The sequence below is a fragment of the Hyphomicrobium sp. MC1 genome, from assembly GCF_000253295.1.
Taxonomy (GTDB): Bacteria; Pseudomonadota; Alphaproteobacteria; order Rhizobiales; family Hyphomicrobiaceae; genus Hyphomicrobium_B.
In genome coordinates this window covers 1,348,993-1,363,586 of sequence record NC_015717.1, presented here as the reverse complement: position 1 = coordinate 1,363,586, position 14,594 = coordinate 1,348,993, and the positions used below count along the sequence as shown (strand labels likewise).

14 protein-coding genes are annotated in these 14,594 nt (G+C 61.4%); 8 read left to right on the top strand and 6 right to left on the bottom strand.

From position 1 onward, the window contains the following. The first annotated feature begins 176 nt into the window (after positions 1-176). Both HYPMC_RS06675 and HYPMC_RS06670 read left to right on the top strand, forming a co-directional pair. A complete protein-coding gene (locus HYPMC_RS06675) occupies positions 177-629 on the top strand; it encodes a pseudoazurin (protein WP_013947091.1) in 453 nt (150 codons plus the stop codon). A gap of 193 nt (positions 630-822) precedes the next feature. Continuing rightward, positions 823-1,008, top strand: coding sequence for a hypothetical protein (locus HYPMC_RS06670; protein ID WP_024275651.1), 186 nt, complete (start codon positions 823-825; stop codon positions 1,006-1,008). A 77-nt stretch (positions 1,009-1,085) separates the two neighbouring features. On the opposite strand, the gene HYPMC_RS06665 is transcribed toward HYPMC_RS06670, so the two are convergent. Then, positions 1,086-3,041, bottom strand: a complete 1,956-nt coding sequence (locus HYPMC_RS06665; protein ID WP_013947090.1) for an ABC transporter ATP-binding protein/permease — start codon at positions 3,039-3,041, stop codon at positions 1,086-1,088. 36 nt (positions 3,042-3,077) lie between these two features. Further along, positions 3,078-4,838 (bottom strand): LysM peptidoglycan-binding domain-containing protein, encoded by a 1,761-nt coding sequence (locus HYPMC_RS23145; RefSeq protein ID WP_157135407.1) that lies wholly within the window; start codon positions 4,836-4,838, stop codon positions 3,078-3,080. Between the two features lie 248 nt (positions 4,839-5,086). On the opposite strand from HYPMC_RS23145, the gene HYPMC_RS06655 reads away from it, so the two are divergent. Further along, positions 5,087-5,764: a TIGR00730 family Rossman fold protein gene (locus HYPMC_RS06655; protein WP_013947088.1), complete on the top strand. Its 678-nt coding sequence runs from the start codon at positions 5,087-5,089 to the stop codon at positions 5,762-5,764. Here HYPMC_RS06655 and HYPMC_RS06650 read toward each other — a convergent pair. After that, entirely contained in the window at positions 5,761-6,159 is a 399-nt protein-coding gene (locus HYPMC_RS06650; protein ID WP_013947087.1) for an SGNH hydrolase domain-containing protein, read from the bottom strand. The genes HYPMC_RS06655 and HYPMC_RS06650 overlap by 4 nt on opposite strands. 181 nt (positions 6,160-6,340) lie before the next feature. Between HYPMC_RS06650 and meaB the strand changes: the two genes are divergently transcribed. Beyond that, positions 6,341-7,318 carry a methylmalonyl Co-A mutase-associated GTPase MeaB gene (meaB, locus tag HYPMC_RS06645; protein WP_013947086.1) on the top strand — a complete coding sequence of 326 codons (978 nt, stop codon included), beginning with the start codon at positions 6,341-6,343 and terminating at the stop codon, positions 7,316-7,318. Between the two features lie 301 nt (positions 7,319-7,619). Here meaB and corA read toward each other — a convergent pair whose 3' ends face one another. Together corA and HYPMC_RS06635 are read right to left on the bottom strand one after the other, a co-directional pair. Beyond that, a complete protein-coding gene (gene corA, locus HYPMC_RS06640) occupies positions 7,620-8,621 on the bottom strand; it encodes a magnesium/cobalt transporter CorA (protein ID WP_013947085.1) in 1,002 nt (333 codons plus the stop codon). A 265-nt stretch (positions 8,622-8,886) separates the two neighbouring features. Further along, positions 8,887-10,287, bottom strand: a complete 1,401-nt coding sequence (locus HYPMC_RS06635; protein ID WP_024275650.1) for an amino acid permease — start codon at positions 10,285-10,287, stop codon at positions 8,887-8,889. Between the two features lie 363 nt (positions 10,288-10,650). On the opposite strand from HYPMC_RS06635, the gene HYPMC_RS06630 reads away from it, so the two are divergent. Both HYPMC_RS06630 and HYPMC_RS06625 read left to right on the top strand, forming a co-directional pair. Then, complete coding sequence (locus HYPMC_RS06630) at positions 10,651-10,893, top strand: CDGSH iron-sulfur domain-containing protein (protein WP_013947083.1); 243 nt, start codon at positions 10,651-10,653, stop codon at positions 10,891-10,893. An 82-nt stretch (positions 10,894-10,975) separates the two neighbouring features. Further along, positions 10,976-11,548: an ATPase AAA gene (locus HYPMC_RS06625; RefSeq protein ID WP_013947082.1), complete on the top strand. Its 573-nt coding sequence runs from the start codon at positions 10,976-10,978 to the stop codon at positions 11,546-11,548. Positions 11,549-11,661: 113 nt separating this feature from the next. Here the strand turns inward: HYPMC_RS06625 and HYPMC_RS06620 are convergent, their stop codons facing one another. After that, positions 11,662-11,865 (bottom strand): hypothetical protein, encoded by a 204-nt coding sequence (locus tag HYPMC_RS06620; RefSeq protein WP_013947081.1) that lies wholly within the window; start codon positions 11,863-11,865, stop codon positions 11,662-11,664. A 435-nt stretch (positions 11,866-12,300) separates the two neighbouring features. Between HYPMC_RS06620 and purB the strand changes: the two genes are divergently transcribed. Continuing rightward, on the top strand, positions 12,301-13,608 hold the full coding sequence (gene purB / locus HYPMC_RS06615; RefSeq protein WP_013947080.1) for an adenylosuccinate lyase: 1,308 nt from the start codon (positions 12,301-12,303) through the stop codon (positions 13,606-13,608). A 163-nt stretch (positions 13,609-13,771) separates the two neighbouring features. Further along, positions 13,772-14,545: a phosphatase PAP2 family protein gene (locus tag HYPMC_RS06610; protein WP_013947079.1), complete on the top strand. Its 774-nt coding sequence runs from the start codon at positions 13,772-13,774 to the stop codon at positions 14,543-14,545. The last annotated feature ends 49 nt before the right edge of the window (positions 14,546-14,594 follow it).

Here is a 14,594-nt window from a genome sequence, read left to right as displayed (position 1 = left end):
GGGGATAAGTGTTTCCGCCCCCCGTGCGCCGCGCGTCTTTTTGGCAGCGCCCGATATGCGCGTTCCGGCCGGGAGTCAGACGCGCAACCTAAAGAGCGCGGCAAAACGGCGCTTGAGAAGTCGGCGATCCTATTCTATACGTTTTTCGTAAACAAAAAGCCGGGGTGAGGAAACACATGAAGCTAACCCATCAAATTCTGATGGCGGGGGCCATCACCCTGTCTGCAGTCTCCACTCCGCATGTCGCCAGCGCTACCGAGCACATCATTGAAATGCGCAACAAGGACGACGCCGGCAATCTCATGGTCTTCGTTCCAGGCTTCGTGAAGGCCGAAGTCGGCGACACCATTAAGTTCGTCCCGACCGACAAGGGCCACAACGCTCAGAGCGTGCCGAACATCTGGCCGGCAGACGTACCGGAAGTGAAAGGCCCGTTTAGCAAGGAAGTCGTCTTCAAGGCCGAGAAAGATGGCCTCTACGTTTTCAAATGCCTGCCCCACTACGGCATGGGCATGGTCGCCCTCGTCCAGATCGGCAAGCCCGTCAACCTCGACGCGGTGAAGTCATTCGTCGCAACGGGCAAGGCGAAACAGCGTCTCGACGCCGAAGTCGCGAAGGTGACGCCGTAACGGAATCGAGTAGAGCCCGAGGTTGTCCTGGAAGGGCCGAAGGCTAAGCTCGTGCTAACCCCGAGATGGGTCTCCCGGCCCCAGATCTCGGGGTTAGCTTTTTCATTTCAGGGCCTCGCAATGATCAAACGCAATGCGACTTTTGCAGGCTTTGCGTTATTCTGCCTCTGCTGAAACGCGAGGATGATTGCCCATGGCTTATTTGCTTGAAGAGAAGCGGCGCGACTTGGTCGCGCCGGGCAATCGCCACACCTATCTCGGAAACGGCGATGTCTTCGTCGGCCGCCCGCTCGCTATCCGTTTCGCCACCCGCGACGAAGCCGAAACGAAACGCGCGAAACTTCCAAATCCCGACAACTGGATCGTCGTCGAAGACTGATCTCCGTCCAACCCCAAAATGTCATCCTCGGCTTATGCCGAGGATCCATTCCTCCGCCAGTACGATTGCCCGAGCGCCTACTCTTGCTCGGCGCGCTCCAGTAACGACGCGTCGTTGACATCGGAGCGCCGCGGCAGCTCGCCAGCCTCTTCCAGCGCATGCACGAGATCCTCACGCGCTTTCTCCGCCTGCCGCTGACGCGCCCACAGGCTCGCATAAAGCCCGTTCTTGGCGATCAACTCGACGTGCGTTCCCTGCTCCGCAACGCGTCCATCTTCGAACACCAAAATCATGTCCGCATGCACGATGGTCGATAGACGGTGCGCGATGACCACCGTCGTCCGGTCCTTCGACACACGGTCGAGCGCGTCCTGAATTTCCTTTTCCGTATGGCTGTCGAGCGCGCTCGTTGCCTCGTCCAGCAGCAGGATCGGCGGCGACTTCAAAATCGTCCGCGCAATCGCAACACGCTGCTTTTCGCCGCCCGAGAGTTTCAACCCGCGCTCGCCGACCATCGTTTCGTAGCCGTCGGGAAGCGCCCGCACGAAATCGTCGATCTGCGCCAGCTTCGCCGCTGCGTAAACCTCTTCGTCCGTGGCGTCGGCGCGGCCATACTTGATGTTGTAGAAAATCGTATCGTTGAACAACACCGTATCCTGCGGCACCACGCCGATCGCCGCCCGCAGCGAGGCTTGCGTCACGTCGCGCAAGTCCTGCCCGTCGATCAGAATACGCCCGCTCGTTACATCATAGAAACGCAACAGCAGCCGCCCGACCGTCGACTTGCCCGCACCCGACGGCCCAACGATGGCGACCATCTGTCCCGCCGGCACTTCGAACGATACGTCTTTCAGAATAATGCGCTCAGGATCGTAGCCGAAGCGAACATGATCGAACCGGATCGCGCCGCCCGAAACATCGAGCCGCTTCGCGCCCGGCCGATCCGCAACTTCCGGATTCTGCTCCAGCACCTCCATCATGCGTTCGATGTCGGTCAGCCCCTGCTTGATCTCGCGATAGACCATGCCCATGAAGTTCAGCGGCATGAAGAGCTGCAACATCAGCAGGTTCACCATCGCGAAATGCCCGACGGTATCCTTGCCGGCGACGACATCGTTCGCCGCCATCACGAGGCAGATCGTCAGCGCAATCGTGAAGATGACCGCTTGCCCTGAGTTCAACACCGCGAGCGACGTGTAGGTCTTGATGCTCGCCTTCTCGTAAGCAGCCATCGACTTGTCGTAGCGCCCGGCTTCGCGGCCCTCGGCGCCGAAATATTTCACCGTCTCGTAATTCAGCAGACTGTCGATCGCCTTGGTGTTGGCGTCAGTGTCGCTCTCGTTCATCACGCGGCGGATCGACAGCCGCCAATCGGTCGCTCGGATCGTGAACCACAGATACGCAGCGATCATGCCGACGATGGTCACAATGTAGCGCCAGTCGAATTCATACGCACACACTGCGATGATCATGAAGAACTCGACGATCGTCGGGATCAGCGTCATCAGCGCCATACGGCTGATGTTTTCGATGCCGGTGCGTCCGCGTTCGAGCACACGCGTCAGACCGCCCGTCTTGCGTTCGAGATGGAACCGCAGCGACAGCCGGTGCATGTGCTCGAATGTCGACAAGGCGAGCTTGCGTACTGCATGCATCGCGACGCGCGCGAACATGCCTTCACGGATCTGCACCAACAGCGCCATCACGATGCGGGCGATGCCGTAGAACAGCACAGCCAGCACTGGCGCACCGACGAGCCACGGCAGCGTCTGGTTCGATGCGACATGGCCGCCCGACGCAGCGACCAGAGCGTCCGTCGCCCACTTCAACGTAAACGGCACGCCGACCGTCACCGCTTTCGCAATGACGACGATGACGAACGACCAGACCACAGTGCGCCGCAGATCCGGCCGGTCCTGCGGCCAGACATAGGGCCACAAGGCCCTCAAAACCCGAGATGTTTCGGTGGACGGAATAAGGCGCGCCAAAAGCCCGCTTCGGGGCGCGCGCACGCTGACGGAAGTTCTCTGCATTCGGCCTGAAATAGGGTCAACCGGCTGGAAAGTCCATCACCCCCGCTTTCGCGGCAGATAAATGGTCTGGCACGGATAGATCCGGTTCGGATTGCGAATCGTGTCGCGATTGGCGCGATAGATGCGGATGTAATAGAGGCCGTTGCGGTAGTGGCGGAGCGCGATCCGCCACAGCGTATCGCCGCGCGCGACGACGTAACGGCCCGGCACGAACGCCTTGCGCCCGGCATATCGGCATTGGCTCGGCGCGGCACGGCGGACGCGCGCCCGACGCACCCAGCGCTTGACGACCGGGCCGTGCGCAACGTGCGTGTTTCGGGCCTCCCGGATGGCATGCGCCTTAGGCGTCTTCGCCTCGATGGCGGGCGTTTGGCGGTCGGCGACAGGCGGTGAAGCCGCGGCAGTCTTCGCCTGGGCGGTCTTCGCCGCAGCCACTTTCGCGGCTTCTTCTTCGGCAATGCGCTGACGGTCCGCCGCTTCCTTTGCCGCAGCCTCCTGTTTGGCCTTGTCCTCGGCGGCCTTTGCAGCAGCAGCTTTTGCTGCCTCTTCCTCAGCGAGACGCTGCTGTTCCGCCGCAACCTTCGCGGCAACCGCCTTCGCCGCTTCCTCGTCTGCGAGCCGTTGCTTTTCCTGCTGGGCTTTTTCTGCCGCTACTTTGGCGGCAGCAGCTTCCTCTTGGGCGAGGCGCTGCTTCTCGGCGGCTTCCTTCGCAGCGGCTTCCGCCTGAGCTTTTTCCTCGGCCTCTTTCGCGATCCGCGCTTTCTGCGCTTCTTCTTCGGCAACCCGCTGCCTTTCAGCGGCGGCACGGGCGGCGGCTTCCTGCTTGGCTTTCTCCTCTGCAGCCTTCGCAGACGCGGCCTCGGCCAAAGCGCGCCGATGCTCTTCTTCCTCACGACGGCGCTGCTCGTCGGCGAGTTCGCGGGCTTTCGCTTCCTGAGTCTGACGCTCAGCTTCGGCTTTCGCAGCCGCCTCGCGCGCCGCTTCGTCAGCGGCCTTCTTTTCGGCGGCAGCTTTTTCCTCGGCGTCATGCTGCGCCTGTGCTGCCAGACGTGCCGCTTCGAGACGCTTCTGCTCGTCGGCCTTGCGCTGCTCTTCCGCCTGTCGCTGCTGGTCTTCGATACGTTTTGCTTCGGCCTCGAGACGCTCGCTCTCGCGACGCTGCGCTTCCGCCAGCGCCGCCGCTTTGCGTTTCGCCGCCTCGTCCTCGGCCTTCAGTTCGGCCTCGGCTGCGTCAGCCTTGCGTTTCGCTTCGTCCGCCAGCTCCTGGCTATGCTTGATGTCGGCTGCCCGCTTCGCCTGTGCCGCGAGGATGGCCTCCTCTGCATGCTGCCGCGCCGTTTCGGCGTCTTCCTCTTTTACCTGTTCCAGCTTGCGCGCGATGTCGTCGCCGCCCCCGCCTGGAGGCGCGACCGACAATCGCCGGATGATGACGCCCTGAAACTCGCGATTGGCACGCGCCAGCCAATCCTGCAGGCGATCGACCAATCCTAGCTCGCGCGTTTGCCACGGCGTTTGCTTGTCGCTCGGATCGGGCTGCGCCGGAGTGTCCGCCTGGGCCTGTATCTCATCCGGAGCATCCTGCGCCACCACGCGCTGCGAGGCCTGCGCAGACTCCAGCGTGTCCTCGTCATTGAGAGCGACCACAGCGCGAAAATTTCGGTCGATAACCGGCAGCGATAGCCCCCGCTCTGCGTCCGGCCGGTCACTGGCAGCATCGAGCGGCAACGCCAACAGCGCCGCGGAGACGAGAAGGCCCGCAGCAGCGCCCGTTCGAGCGTAACGAAACGCCGTTTTCACTGCCGTTTCTGAAGGTTCCCCGTCCTTCATAACATCGCCTTGTAGCCCCTATATTAAGGGACCTAAGCACACGTCTTGTAGCGGCGCCATGCTTCCCGGCGTAATGACCGTGGATTGATTCGGAAGCGTGACCGGATGCTCACAACGGTCACATGAGACATCTGAGGGTGGCACCCTCCGGCGCACCTGGGCAGAGCGGCGCGGCGACACTAAATAATGCAGACAGATCGTCTGAGATCGGAATACTTATGAACGAAATGACAAAAATGCCGGTCACGAAACCGGCCGACAGCAAGACCATCCAAAATTCAGCTCTGAAATCTGAAACGCCCGCCAGGATTGAAGGCGTCTGCGTCTACTGCGGCTCTGGCAAAGGCCTCGATACCGCCTATACCATCGCAGCGCGAAAGCTCGGCAAGACGCTCGCCGATAACGGCATCCGCTTGATCTATGGCGGCGGCAGTCTCGGCCTGATGGGCGAAGTCGCGCGCGCCGCGCTCGGAGCGGGCGGCAAGGTAACGGGGATCATCCCGGAATTTCTCGGCAGCCGCGAGCACATGCTGCAGGATGTCGACGAATTGATCGTCGTCGAGAACATGCACGTCCGTAAGCAGCTGATGTTCGACCGCGCAGACGCCTTTGTGGCGCTTCCCGGCGGCGTCGGCACGCTTGAAGAACTCGTCGAGCAGTTGACGTGGTCGCAGCTCGGACGCCATTCCAAGCCCATCGTCGTTGCCAACATCAACGGCTTCTGGAATCCATTCCTGAACCTGCTCGATCACATGAAGGCCGAAACCTTCATTCGCGCCGGACTGGATGTCCATTTCTCAGTCGTCGATACGGCGGAAGAGATCCTGCCCACCATCCTCGGCAAGGCCGCCCCGACGTCGGAGAGCAAAGAGCAGGAGCTGCTGCGGAAGTTCTAGAGGCCGCGACTTGCCATCTCGGAAGAAAAGGCGCTGTCGACTGTTCGATCAAAACCCATCGCATCGGACGCAAACAGCTTCGGATAGAAGCTCGCAAGCTCGGCGAGCCCATCAGCGTTGAGGTGATTTGCGTCCCGATAGAGCGGACGTCCGCTCTTGCCGTAGCGGCAGACCAGCTCATCACAGAGAAGCAGATGCAGATAGAGGACTCGAACATTCGGCATCGCGTCGAGCTTGGCCAACACCGGCAAAACGTGCCGCTCGCGTTCGAAGAAATCGGATAATGCTGTCTTCTGCGGCAGAGGCTCGTTCCAAGCGCGATGACGAGCAAACGCTAGGCTGGCATTGAAAACATTCTCCGGAACAGGTCCGATAATGAGATGCCGACCCGGCATGTGCCGGTGCGGCTGCCCGGTTGACGTTTAACACCCGTCTCACTCCCCCATTCCCCCGTTGGAAGCGAGCGTTGCATAGGACGTCCGGGAATGCACGCCCCGGCCTGTGGAGGAAGTGCACTACCGCCTGCCAAAACATCCTAACCGTTGCCTTCCGGCCGCTTCCCTTTTATCAGCGCTTATGGCCAAGACGACCGCAGAAACACCTCCCCCAGCCGCCCGCATCAGCGACGCCGATATCGCCGGTTACGTTAACCGCATGCGGGCCGGCGAGCGCCGCGCCATTGCGACCGTAATCACCGAGCTCGAACGCCTATCGGCAGCCGCGCCGGGCCTGCTTCAGGCTTTGCAGCCGCACCTCGGCCACGCCCTCGTCGTCGGCTTCACCGGACCGCCGGGCGCCGGCAAATCGACCCTTGTCAACGCCGTCATCGCGCATCTGAGACAGCAGGGTCGCAGCGTCGGCGTCATCGCCGTCGATCCATCGAGCCCGATCTCGGGGGGCGCCATTCTCGGTGACCGCATCCGCATGACCGCCGCACTCGATGATGACGGCGTCTTCGTCCGCTCGCTCGCCTCACGCGGCTATCTCGGCGGCCTGTCGCCGGCTGCGGTCCGTATCGTCGACGCCCTCGACGGCGCGGGCTTCGACATCGTACTTCTTGAAACCGTGGGCACCGGTCAGAACGAAATCGACGTCGCGGAGGTCGCCGACATTCGCGTCGTCATCGCAGCGCCAGGCCTGGGCGACGATATCCAGGCGATGAAGTCGGGCCTGCTCGAAATCGCCGATATCATCGTCGTCAACAAGGCCGACCGCCCGGGCGCCGAACAGACGATGCAGCAGTTGATCGGCGCGCTGTCGATCCGCGCGATGCCAAACGAGAAGGTGCCGGTACTGAAGACGAGCGCCATCAACGGCGACGGAGTGGGCCAGCTTGTCGACGCCTTCGATACCATCGGCAAGCGCGTCGTTGCGGGTGGCGCCCTGCATCGCCGCCGCCGCCGCGCGCGCTACCTCATCGCCCGCGCCGCCGCCGACATCGTCGCCGCTCGCATCAAAGCCGGCGGCAAGGACGGCCTCGACCCTCTCGCCGACGCCGTTCTCTCCGGCACCATGTCCCCCGACAAAGCCGCGCGCCGCTTGCTCGAGTCCTAGCTCACACTGCCAGGACGCCCGCTGCTCACAAGTTTACAAACACTCCGTCATCCCGGCGCAGGCCGGGATCCCGTCAGCCATTCACAATGAGAATTTGGATGCTTGTCTGGGTACCGACCTGCGTCGGCATGACAGGGTCGATAATGCTGTGCCCCGATCAGCGGCTCGCGCGCGGATGGTTATCGCCGCTGTCCAGCTTAAGGACGACGAAACACAGCCGGCGCTTCCGGCCGGCTCCCCTTCAGACATTTCGTCGGCATCGGCAGCCGGCGCGCGGAACGCGTGTCCCCGATGCCAATCATTAAAGCCACCTGCGCCGCTTGAAGTAGAGGTACGGCAGGATCGCTGAGACGACCATCATCGCCAGCGCCCACGGATACCCGAACAGCCATTTCAATTCCGGCATGTCCTCGAAGTTCATGCCGTAGATCGACGCAACCAGCGTCGGCGGCAGAAACACTACGGCAGCCACCGAGAAAATCTTGATGATCTGGTTCTGCTGCAGGTTGATGAGCCCCAGCGTCGCGTCGAGCAGGAAGTTCACCTTGCTCGACAGGAACGTCGCCTGATCGGTCAAGGCGACGACATCGCGATAGAGCACCTTGGTGCGCGCCTTCGCTTCCTTCGTCACCTTCTTGTCGACCTGCTGATCGACATTGGTGTGATACGTCAGCACGCGGTTGATGCTGACGAGACTTTCGCGAACCTTCGTCAGCAGGTCGCCGTCCTGGCCGATGCGCTCGATCGCAAGCTGCAGATCGTCGCTCGACGGCGCCGCCTTCATCTTGCCTTTGCGGAAGACCTGCCGCGAAACCTGATCGATATTCGTGCCGACCCGCTCCAGCGCGTCCGCCATGCGGTCGAGCAGCGCCTCGATCAGGCCCATCATGATCTGCTCGCCGTTGGCGACCGGCACGTTGTTGGGACGCTGCGCGCGCGTCACAAAATTGGCGAACGCCTTGGGCTCGGCGTAGCGCATCGTCACCAGAGTGCTGCCCTTCAGCACGAACGTAATCGGCGACGTCATCGGCTCGTCAGTTTCGAGCTGCGACGCGGCCGTCAGCGTCATGAACTCCGCGCCGTCCTCCTGATAGAGACGCGCCGAAACCTCGATCTCCTGCATCTCCTCGCGCGTCGGCAGATCGATCGACAAAAGCTGCTCGACGAAACGATTGTCCTGCGGCGCCGGATTGTAAAGATCGATCCAGACCGCTTGCCCCGGAATGGGAGCTACACCGTCGGCCGGAATACCTTCGTGCTGCAGGACGATGTGTGAGTTTTCGCGACGATAGCTGCGCAGCATCGGGCTCTCTTTCGGTTGACGGCCACCGCGCAGCCGACCGAGCCACCTATGCCATCAGGTGCGCCTGGAGGATGCTGGCGAAAGCGAAGCATCACTGCGACTGTCGCAGTCCATTGTCGATTGTCCTTGGTATCGGCCCGGGTGGCGCGAAACGGCCTCCCGGCAGCCGAGTCGGCGCGACCCTAACCCCGGCGCCGACGTTTTTCCAGTCGGCGCCGCCTGCGGCGGAAGGGTTTTTATATGACTATTCGATGACGCCTTAACCCTATGCGGTCGCGAGGCGACTGTGCTTGACCGAATAGACGAAGTAGATGATCAGACCCAGCGCCAGCCAAACGATAAAGCGCAGGTGCGTTTCAAACGGCAGGAACGCGATCAATGCTCCGCACGAGAGCACGCCGAGCGCGGGCAGAATAATGCCCCCCGGCGTCTTGAACGGACGATGCAGATTGGGGTGGGAGGTGCGCAGCGTAATAACGCCCGCGCAGACCAGCACAAACGCTGCCAACGTTCCGATATTGACGAGTTCTGCCAGTACGCCAAGCGGGATGAGACCCGCCATGACGGCCATCACGATGCCCGTCAACACCGTCGTGCGGACAGGGGTCTGTGTCCGAGGATGGACGACACCAAAATAGGGCGGCAACAACCCATCGCGAGACACGTTGGTGATGATCCGCGTCAGCCCGTAATAGAGCACGAGCATCACGGTCGTCAGTCCGAAAATAACCCCGGCGGCGACCAGACCTGCAGCGGCATCGTGCCCGATTTGAAGGAGCGCCGACGACGCCGGCGAAGGCACGTTAAGCGATTGATACGGCACGATCCCTGTCATCAACGCCGAGACGATAATGTAAATGATCGTGCAAAAGGCCAGGGCCGAGAGAATTCCGATCGGAACGTCGCGCTGCGGATCACGCGCCTCCTCGACGGCCGTCGAAACGGCGTCGAAGCCGACATATGCGAAGAAAACGAGCGAAGCCCCGGCGAGAACGCCCACCGGCTGCCCCTCCCCATTATGACTGAACCAGCCGAACGGCAGGAACGGCGACCAGTTCGCCGGATGCACGTTAAAGGCTGCGACCCCGACAAAGATCGCAACGGCTAAAAGCTTAATTCCCACGGCAGCCGCATTGATCCGTGCGGTCTCCTTCACACCGATGATCAGCAGAACCATCAAAATAAGGATGACGATGATCGCCGGTATATTGACCACGCCCCCGTCGAACGGTCCCTTGGTGAATTGCTCGGGCAATCCGATCCCGATTGCCGTCAACGCATTATTGAAATAGCCCGACCAGCCGTTAGCGACTGTCGCAACCGAAACGCCATATTCGAGGATCAGGTCCCACGCGATGATCCAGGCGATGAGTTCACCGAACGCCGCATAACTGTAGCCATAGGCGCTTCCGCTGCCACCCACCGAAGCCGCGAGTTCCGAATAGGACAACGCCGCAAAGGCGCAGGCGACGCCTGCCACGATGAACGACAACACGACCGCAGGCCCCGACTGAGTTGCGGCAGCATGCCCGGTCAGCACGAAAATACCGGTACCGATGATCGCGCCGATCCCAAGCAGCGTCAGATCGAAGGCGCTCAAGACGCGCTTCAGCCCGTAGTCGGCACCGTCATAGCCGACAGGTTTCTTCCGAAACAGATCTGACATCTGAAATGGTCCCCTCATGTGAACGTCCCCCCGCGCAGTAAGAGGTCCGGGCTGCTATGGCCTTGCGGCCGCCATCGTGAGGGTCCTCCGTGCACCTGCAGGCCGCAAAGCCCCCCCGTCGCGCCGATGAACAGAGTCTCCCGCTCGCGCCGAGCTTCGCCCAGGCCTTTGCCGATGTCTACAACCGGGCTGCCGAATAATTTTGCCCGCCCAGATGTTAGGCAGCGCCGACGACCGATGTCAGAAATTCAGCTTATTCCGCGTCCAGCTGTAGCCTTGCCCCGCACGCTCAAACCTTATAGCGAGTCTAAACTTCGAACGAGCCAGGGGGCCTGAGCCCCCGAGCCAATAATGGAGCATGCCATGTCCGACGAGGCCGTCGTCGCCCAAACGAGTCCTTTCCAAGTCGAGCTGACGGAAGGGCAGGAATATTGGTATTGCCGTTGCGGTCGCTCGAAGACGCAGCCGTTCTGCGACGGCTCGCATGAGGGGACGTCTTTCGAGCCCTTGCGTTTCGTCCCGGACCGGACCGGCACATTCAATCTCTGCGGCTGCAAGGCCACCGACGACGAACCCTATTGCGACGGCACGCATAACGTCTTGTGATCTCAGCATCTTTTAGCTGACGGGCCCGTCTCCTTGCAGGCGCAGACCGCTGCGGTATCACCGCAATCACGGAGGCCTGGCAGTGACGCTCGACGATCTCGGACCCCGCATCTGCATCATGGGTCCGTCCAACAGCGGCAAGTCCTCCCTCACGGCCGCGATCGCGCGAGCGCGCGGCCTTGTCCCCGTCCATCTGGACCAGCTTCGCCATCTGCCCCAAACGGATTGGCAGGAACGGCCCGACGAGGAATTCAAAGTCCTGCATGACGCCGCCATCCTGCAGGAGCGTTGGGTCATGGATGGCAACTATTCCCGCTTGCTGCCGCAGCGCCTCGCGCGGGCGACAGGCGTCATCCAGCTCGACGCCTCCACCCTCACGAGCCTGTTTCGCTACTTGCGCCGCTCATGGTTCGAGCGCGAACGCGTGGGAGCGCTGGAGGGCGGCCAGGACAGCGTGAAATGGGAGATGATCCGCCATATCGCGGTCACCACCCGAAAGAACCGCCAACGCAACCGCGCGACGTTCGATGCTATCAACCTGCCGAAGATCAGGCTGGCGTCGCCCGCGGGCCTTGCCCACTTTTATCGAACAGAAGAGCTCGGCCACCATCGGGACCGCGCCGCGGCCAAGGTCAGCCCGCAAAAGGAGCCATAAGAAAAGAGGCCGCCTCGCGCGAACACTCGCGCCAGTCAGCCTCGATCATTTCCAAATGTATTGACCAAATGAAATTGAGAGCAGGTTCTCTCGGACCTGCGATGCGACGTCCCTCACCGGCCTTGCGAGGCCAGCATGCATTCCGTCATGAAGCGCCTTTCGAGCTTCTTCAATTCGTCCGGAACGGCACGACCTGAATCCCGGAATTCGCTAATTCTCTCTTTGACAAGCGCGTAGCACTGGCGCGGATCGTCTTCCGATTGCTCCATCTGATGGACCAATTCAGCAAGATCCCCGCTGCCCATCTGTTCCGACATATCCGTTTAGTCTCCCGCTTTTGATTCTTTCTGAAGCGCAGGGGGCTTTTCCAGCCCGCCTGAAAACGCCTCGACTCATTACTTCCTTGGGTCTTCGAATGTAGGCGCACCCATCTCCGAAAAGAACGGCAGATTCGAACGTGCACCGACGATTTCTGCGAGTGTGACTAATCTGCCCTGAATACAGCCTGAACAAGAAACAGAATTGCCACCCTCGTAATCTGTCGATTAGCCCAGCAATTCGTGGCGGCACGCGGGCGACTTTTGGATAACTCTTCACGAATTGTTGCAAAGCGTTAGCTGCGAAGCAGCACGCGAGATCTCAGCATGAATGGCGCGGCCCTCACCCCCAGACGGCGGCATTGGGCAGCCTTGAGATTGATGCGCCGTTGCACGTCTGCTACGCCTCCCGCGTTGCATCAAGGATTTAGCTCAATGATTCCCCGCTACTCCCGCCCCGAGATGACCCGCATCTGGGAGCCCGAAACCCGTTTCCGTATCTGGTTCGAAATCGAGGCCCACGCCGCGACCGCCAGCGCCAAGCTCGGCATCATTCCCGAGGCCGCGGCAAAAAAAATCTGGGAAAAAGGTTCGGCCGCCGTCTTCGACGTGAAGCGCATCGACGAAATCGAAGCAGTCACGAAACATGACGTGATCGCCTTCCTGACCCATCTCGCCGAGCACGTCGGTCCGGAAGCCCGGTTTGTCCACCAGGGCATGACGTCGTCGGACGTCCTCGATACCTGCCTCAACGTGCAATTGGTCCGCGCCGCCGATCTGCTGCTCGCCGATCTGGACCGGCTGCTCGCTGCGCTGAAGACCCGCGCCTTCGAGCACAAGAACACGATCACGATCGGCCGCAGCCACGGCATCCACGCGGAGCCGACCACATTCGGCATCAAGCTCGCCTTCGCCTATGCGGAATTCCAGCGCGCGCGTGAACGTCTCGTCGCCGCCCGGAAGGAAGTCGCGACCTGCGCCATCTCCGGAGCCGTCGGTACCTTCGCCAACGTCGATCCGCGCATCGAGGAATACGTGGCCGAGCAGATGGGCCTCGTTCCAGAGCCCGTCTCGACGCAGATCATCCCGCGTGACCGCCACGCGATGTATTTCGCCACCCTCGGCGTCATTGCCTCCAGCATGGAGCGCCTCGCAATCGAGGTCCGCCACCTGCAGCGTACCGAGGTGCTCGAAGCCGAAGAGTATTTCTCGCCGGGCCAGAAGGGCTCGTCGGCCATGCCCCACAAGCGCAATCCCGTGTTGTCGGAAAACCTGACGGGTCTTGCCCGCATGGTCCGCGCCTACGCCATTCCGGCAATGGAGAACGTTGCCCTCTGGCACGAGCGCGACATCTCGCATTCGAGCGTCGAACGCATGATCGGCCCCGACGCAACGGTGACGCTCGACTTCGCGCTCGCCCGTTTGGCCGGCGTCATCGAGAAGCTCGTCGTCTACCCCGAGAACATGAAGAAGAATCTCGACAAGCTCGGCGGCCTGCACAATTCGCAGCGCGTACTGCTAGCTTTGACGCAGGCTGGCCTCAGCCGCGAAGACTCCTACGCCCTCGTTCAGCGCAACGCCATGAAGACCTGGGAGCAAGGCAAGGACTTCCTGGCCGAGTTGAAGGCGGACAAGGACGTGACGACGAAAATCTCGCCCGCCGACCTCGATGCCATGTTCGACCTCGACTACCACACCGCCCACGTCGACACGATCTTCAAGCGCGTGTTCGGATCGGCTTGAAGTGGCAAGAAAAGCACCTCTCCCTAATAAGGGAGAGGTGACCTGAGACACGGCTAGCCGCGCACTCGCTATTGTCACCAATCCGTAATCAAACCGACATGCCTCTGACACGCCGACTGATAACGGTACCCGCAGTTTTGGGGGAAAATCAGGACAGTCGGGGATGTGGGCGCCGAACTTTGCGTTCGATTGGCATGAGCGTGGCGATGACAGTGACGAAGCCGTTGCCCGGCCGCCCGTAACGGCAACGGCTATGCTCCGCGGCGCGCTGACGGTCGGCGCACTCGCGATGATACTGTTCGTATTCGCACCCGACATCGATCTCGTCGTCGCTCGCTTATTCTACGTCGGCGATCGCCACTTCATCGGCAATGAGCTCGACGTGTTTCTGCTGCTCCGCTTGGCATTCCAGATCTTCTTCTATCTGGTTTGCACACTGACGGTCGTCGGCCTGGTGATGGCCGCTCGCCACGCCAGACCGTGGCTCGACCTTTCAATGCGGAACTGGCTGTTCGTCGCGCTCTGTCTGGTCACCGGACCGCTTGTCGTCACCAATCTGGGCTTCAAGGATCATTGGGGCCGCGCCCGCCCGCGCCAGATCGTTGAATTTGCCGGCTCGAAGGCCTTCACGCCGCCGTTCCAGCCCTCTGGTCAATGTGACTATAACTGCTCGTTCGTCTCGGGAGAGGCTTCCTCGATCTACATCGTCATGTTCGCTGCCGCCCTTCTGTTCAAATCGCGTTCGCGAAAATTTGCCACGCTGGGCATCGTCTTCGGCAGTCTCTCCGGCCTGACGCGAATGGCACAAGGCGGCCATTTCCTGTCCGACGTCGTCTTCGCCGGAGTTCTAATGGCGATCACAGCCGCCTGTGTTCAAATCGTTTTTGAGGCGCTCGACGCCGAACGCCTACGACCGATCGAGCAAGGCACGGCCTAGGCCAATTCGCCTTTGAAACGCTTCCGCGTGACATCTTGAGACCGAAAGT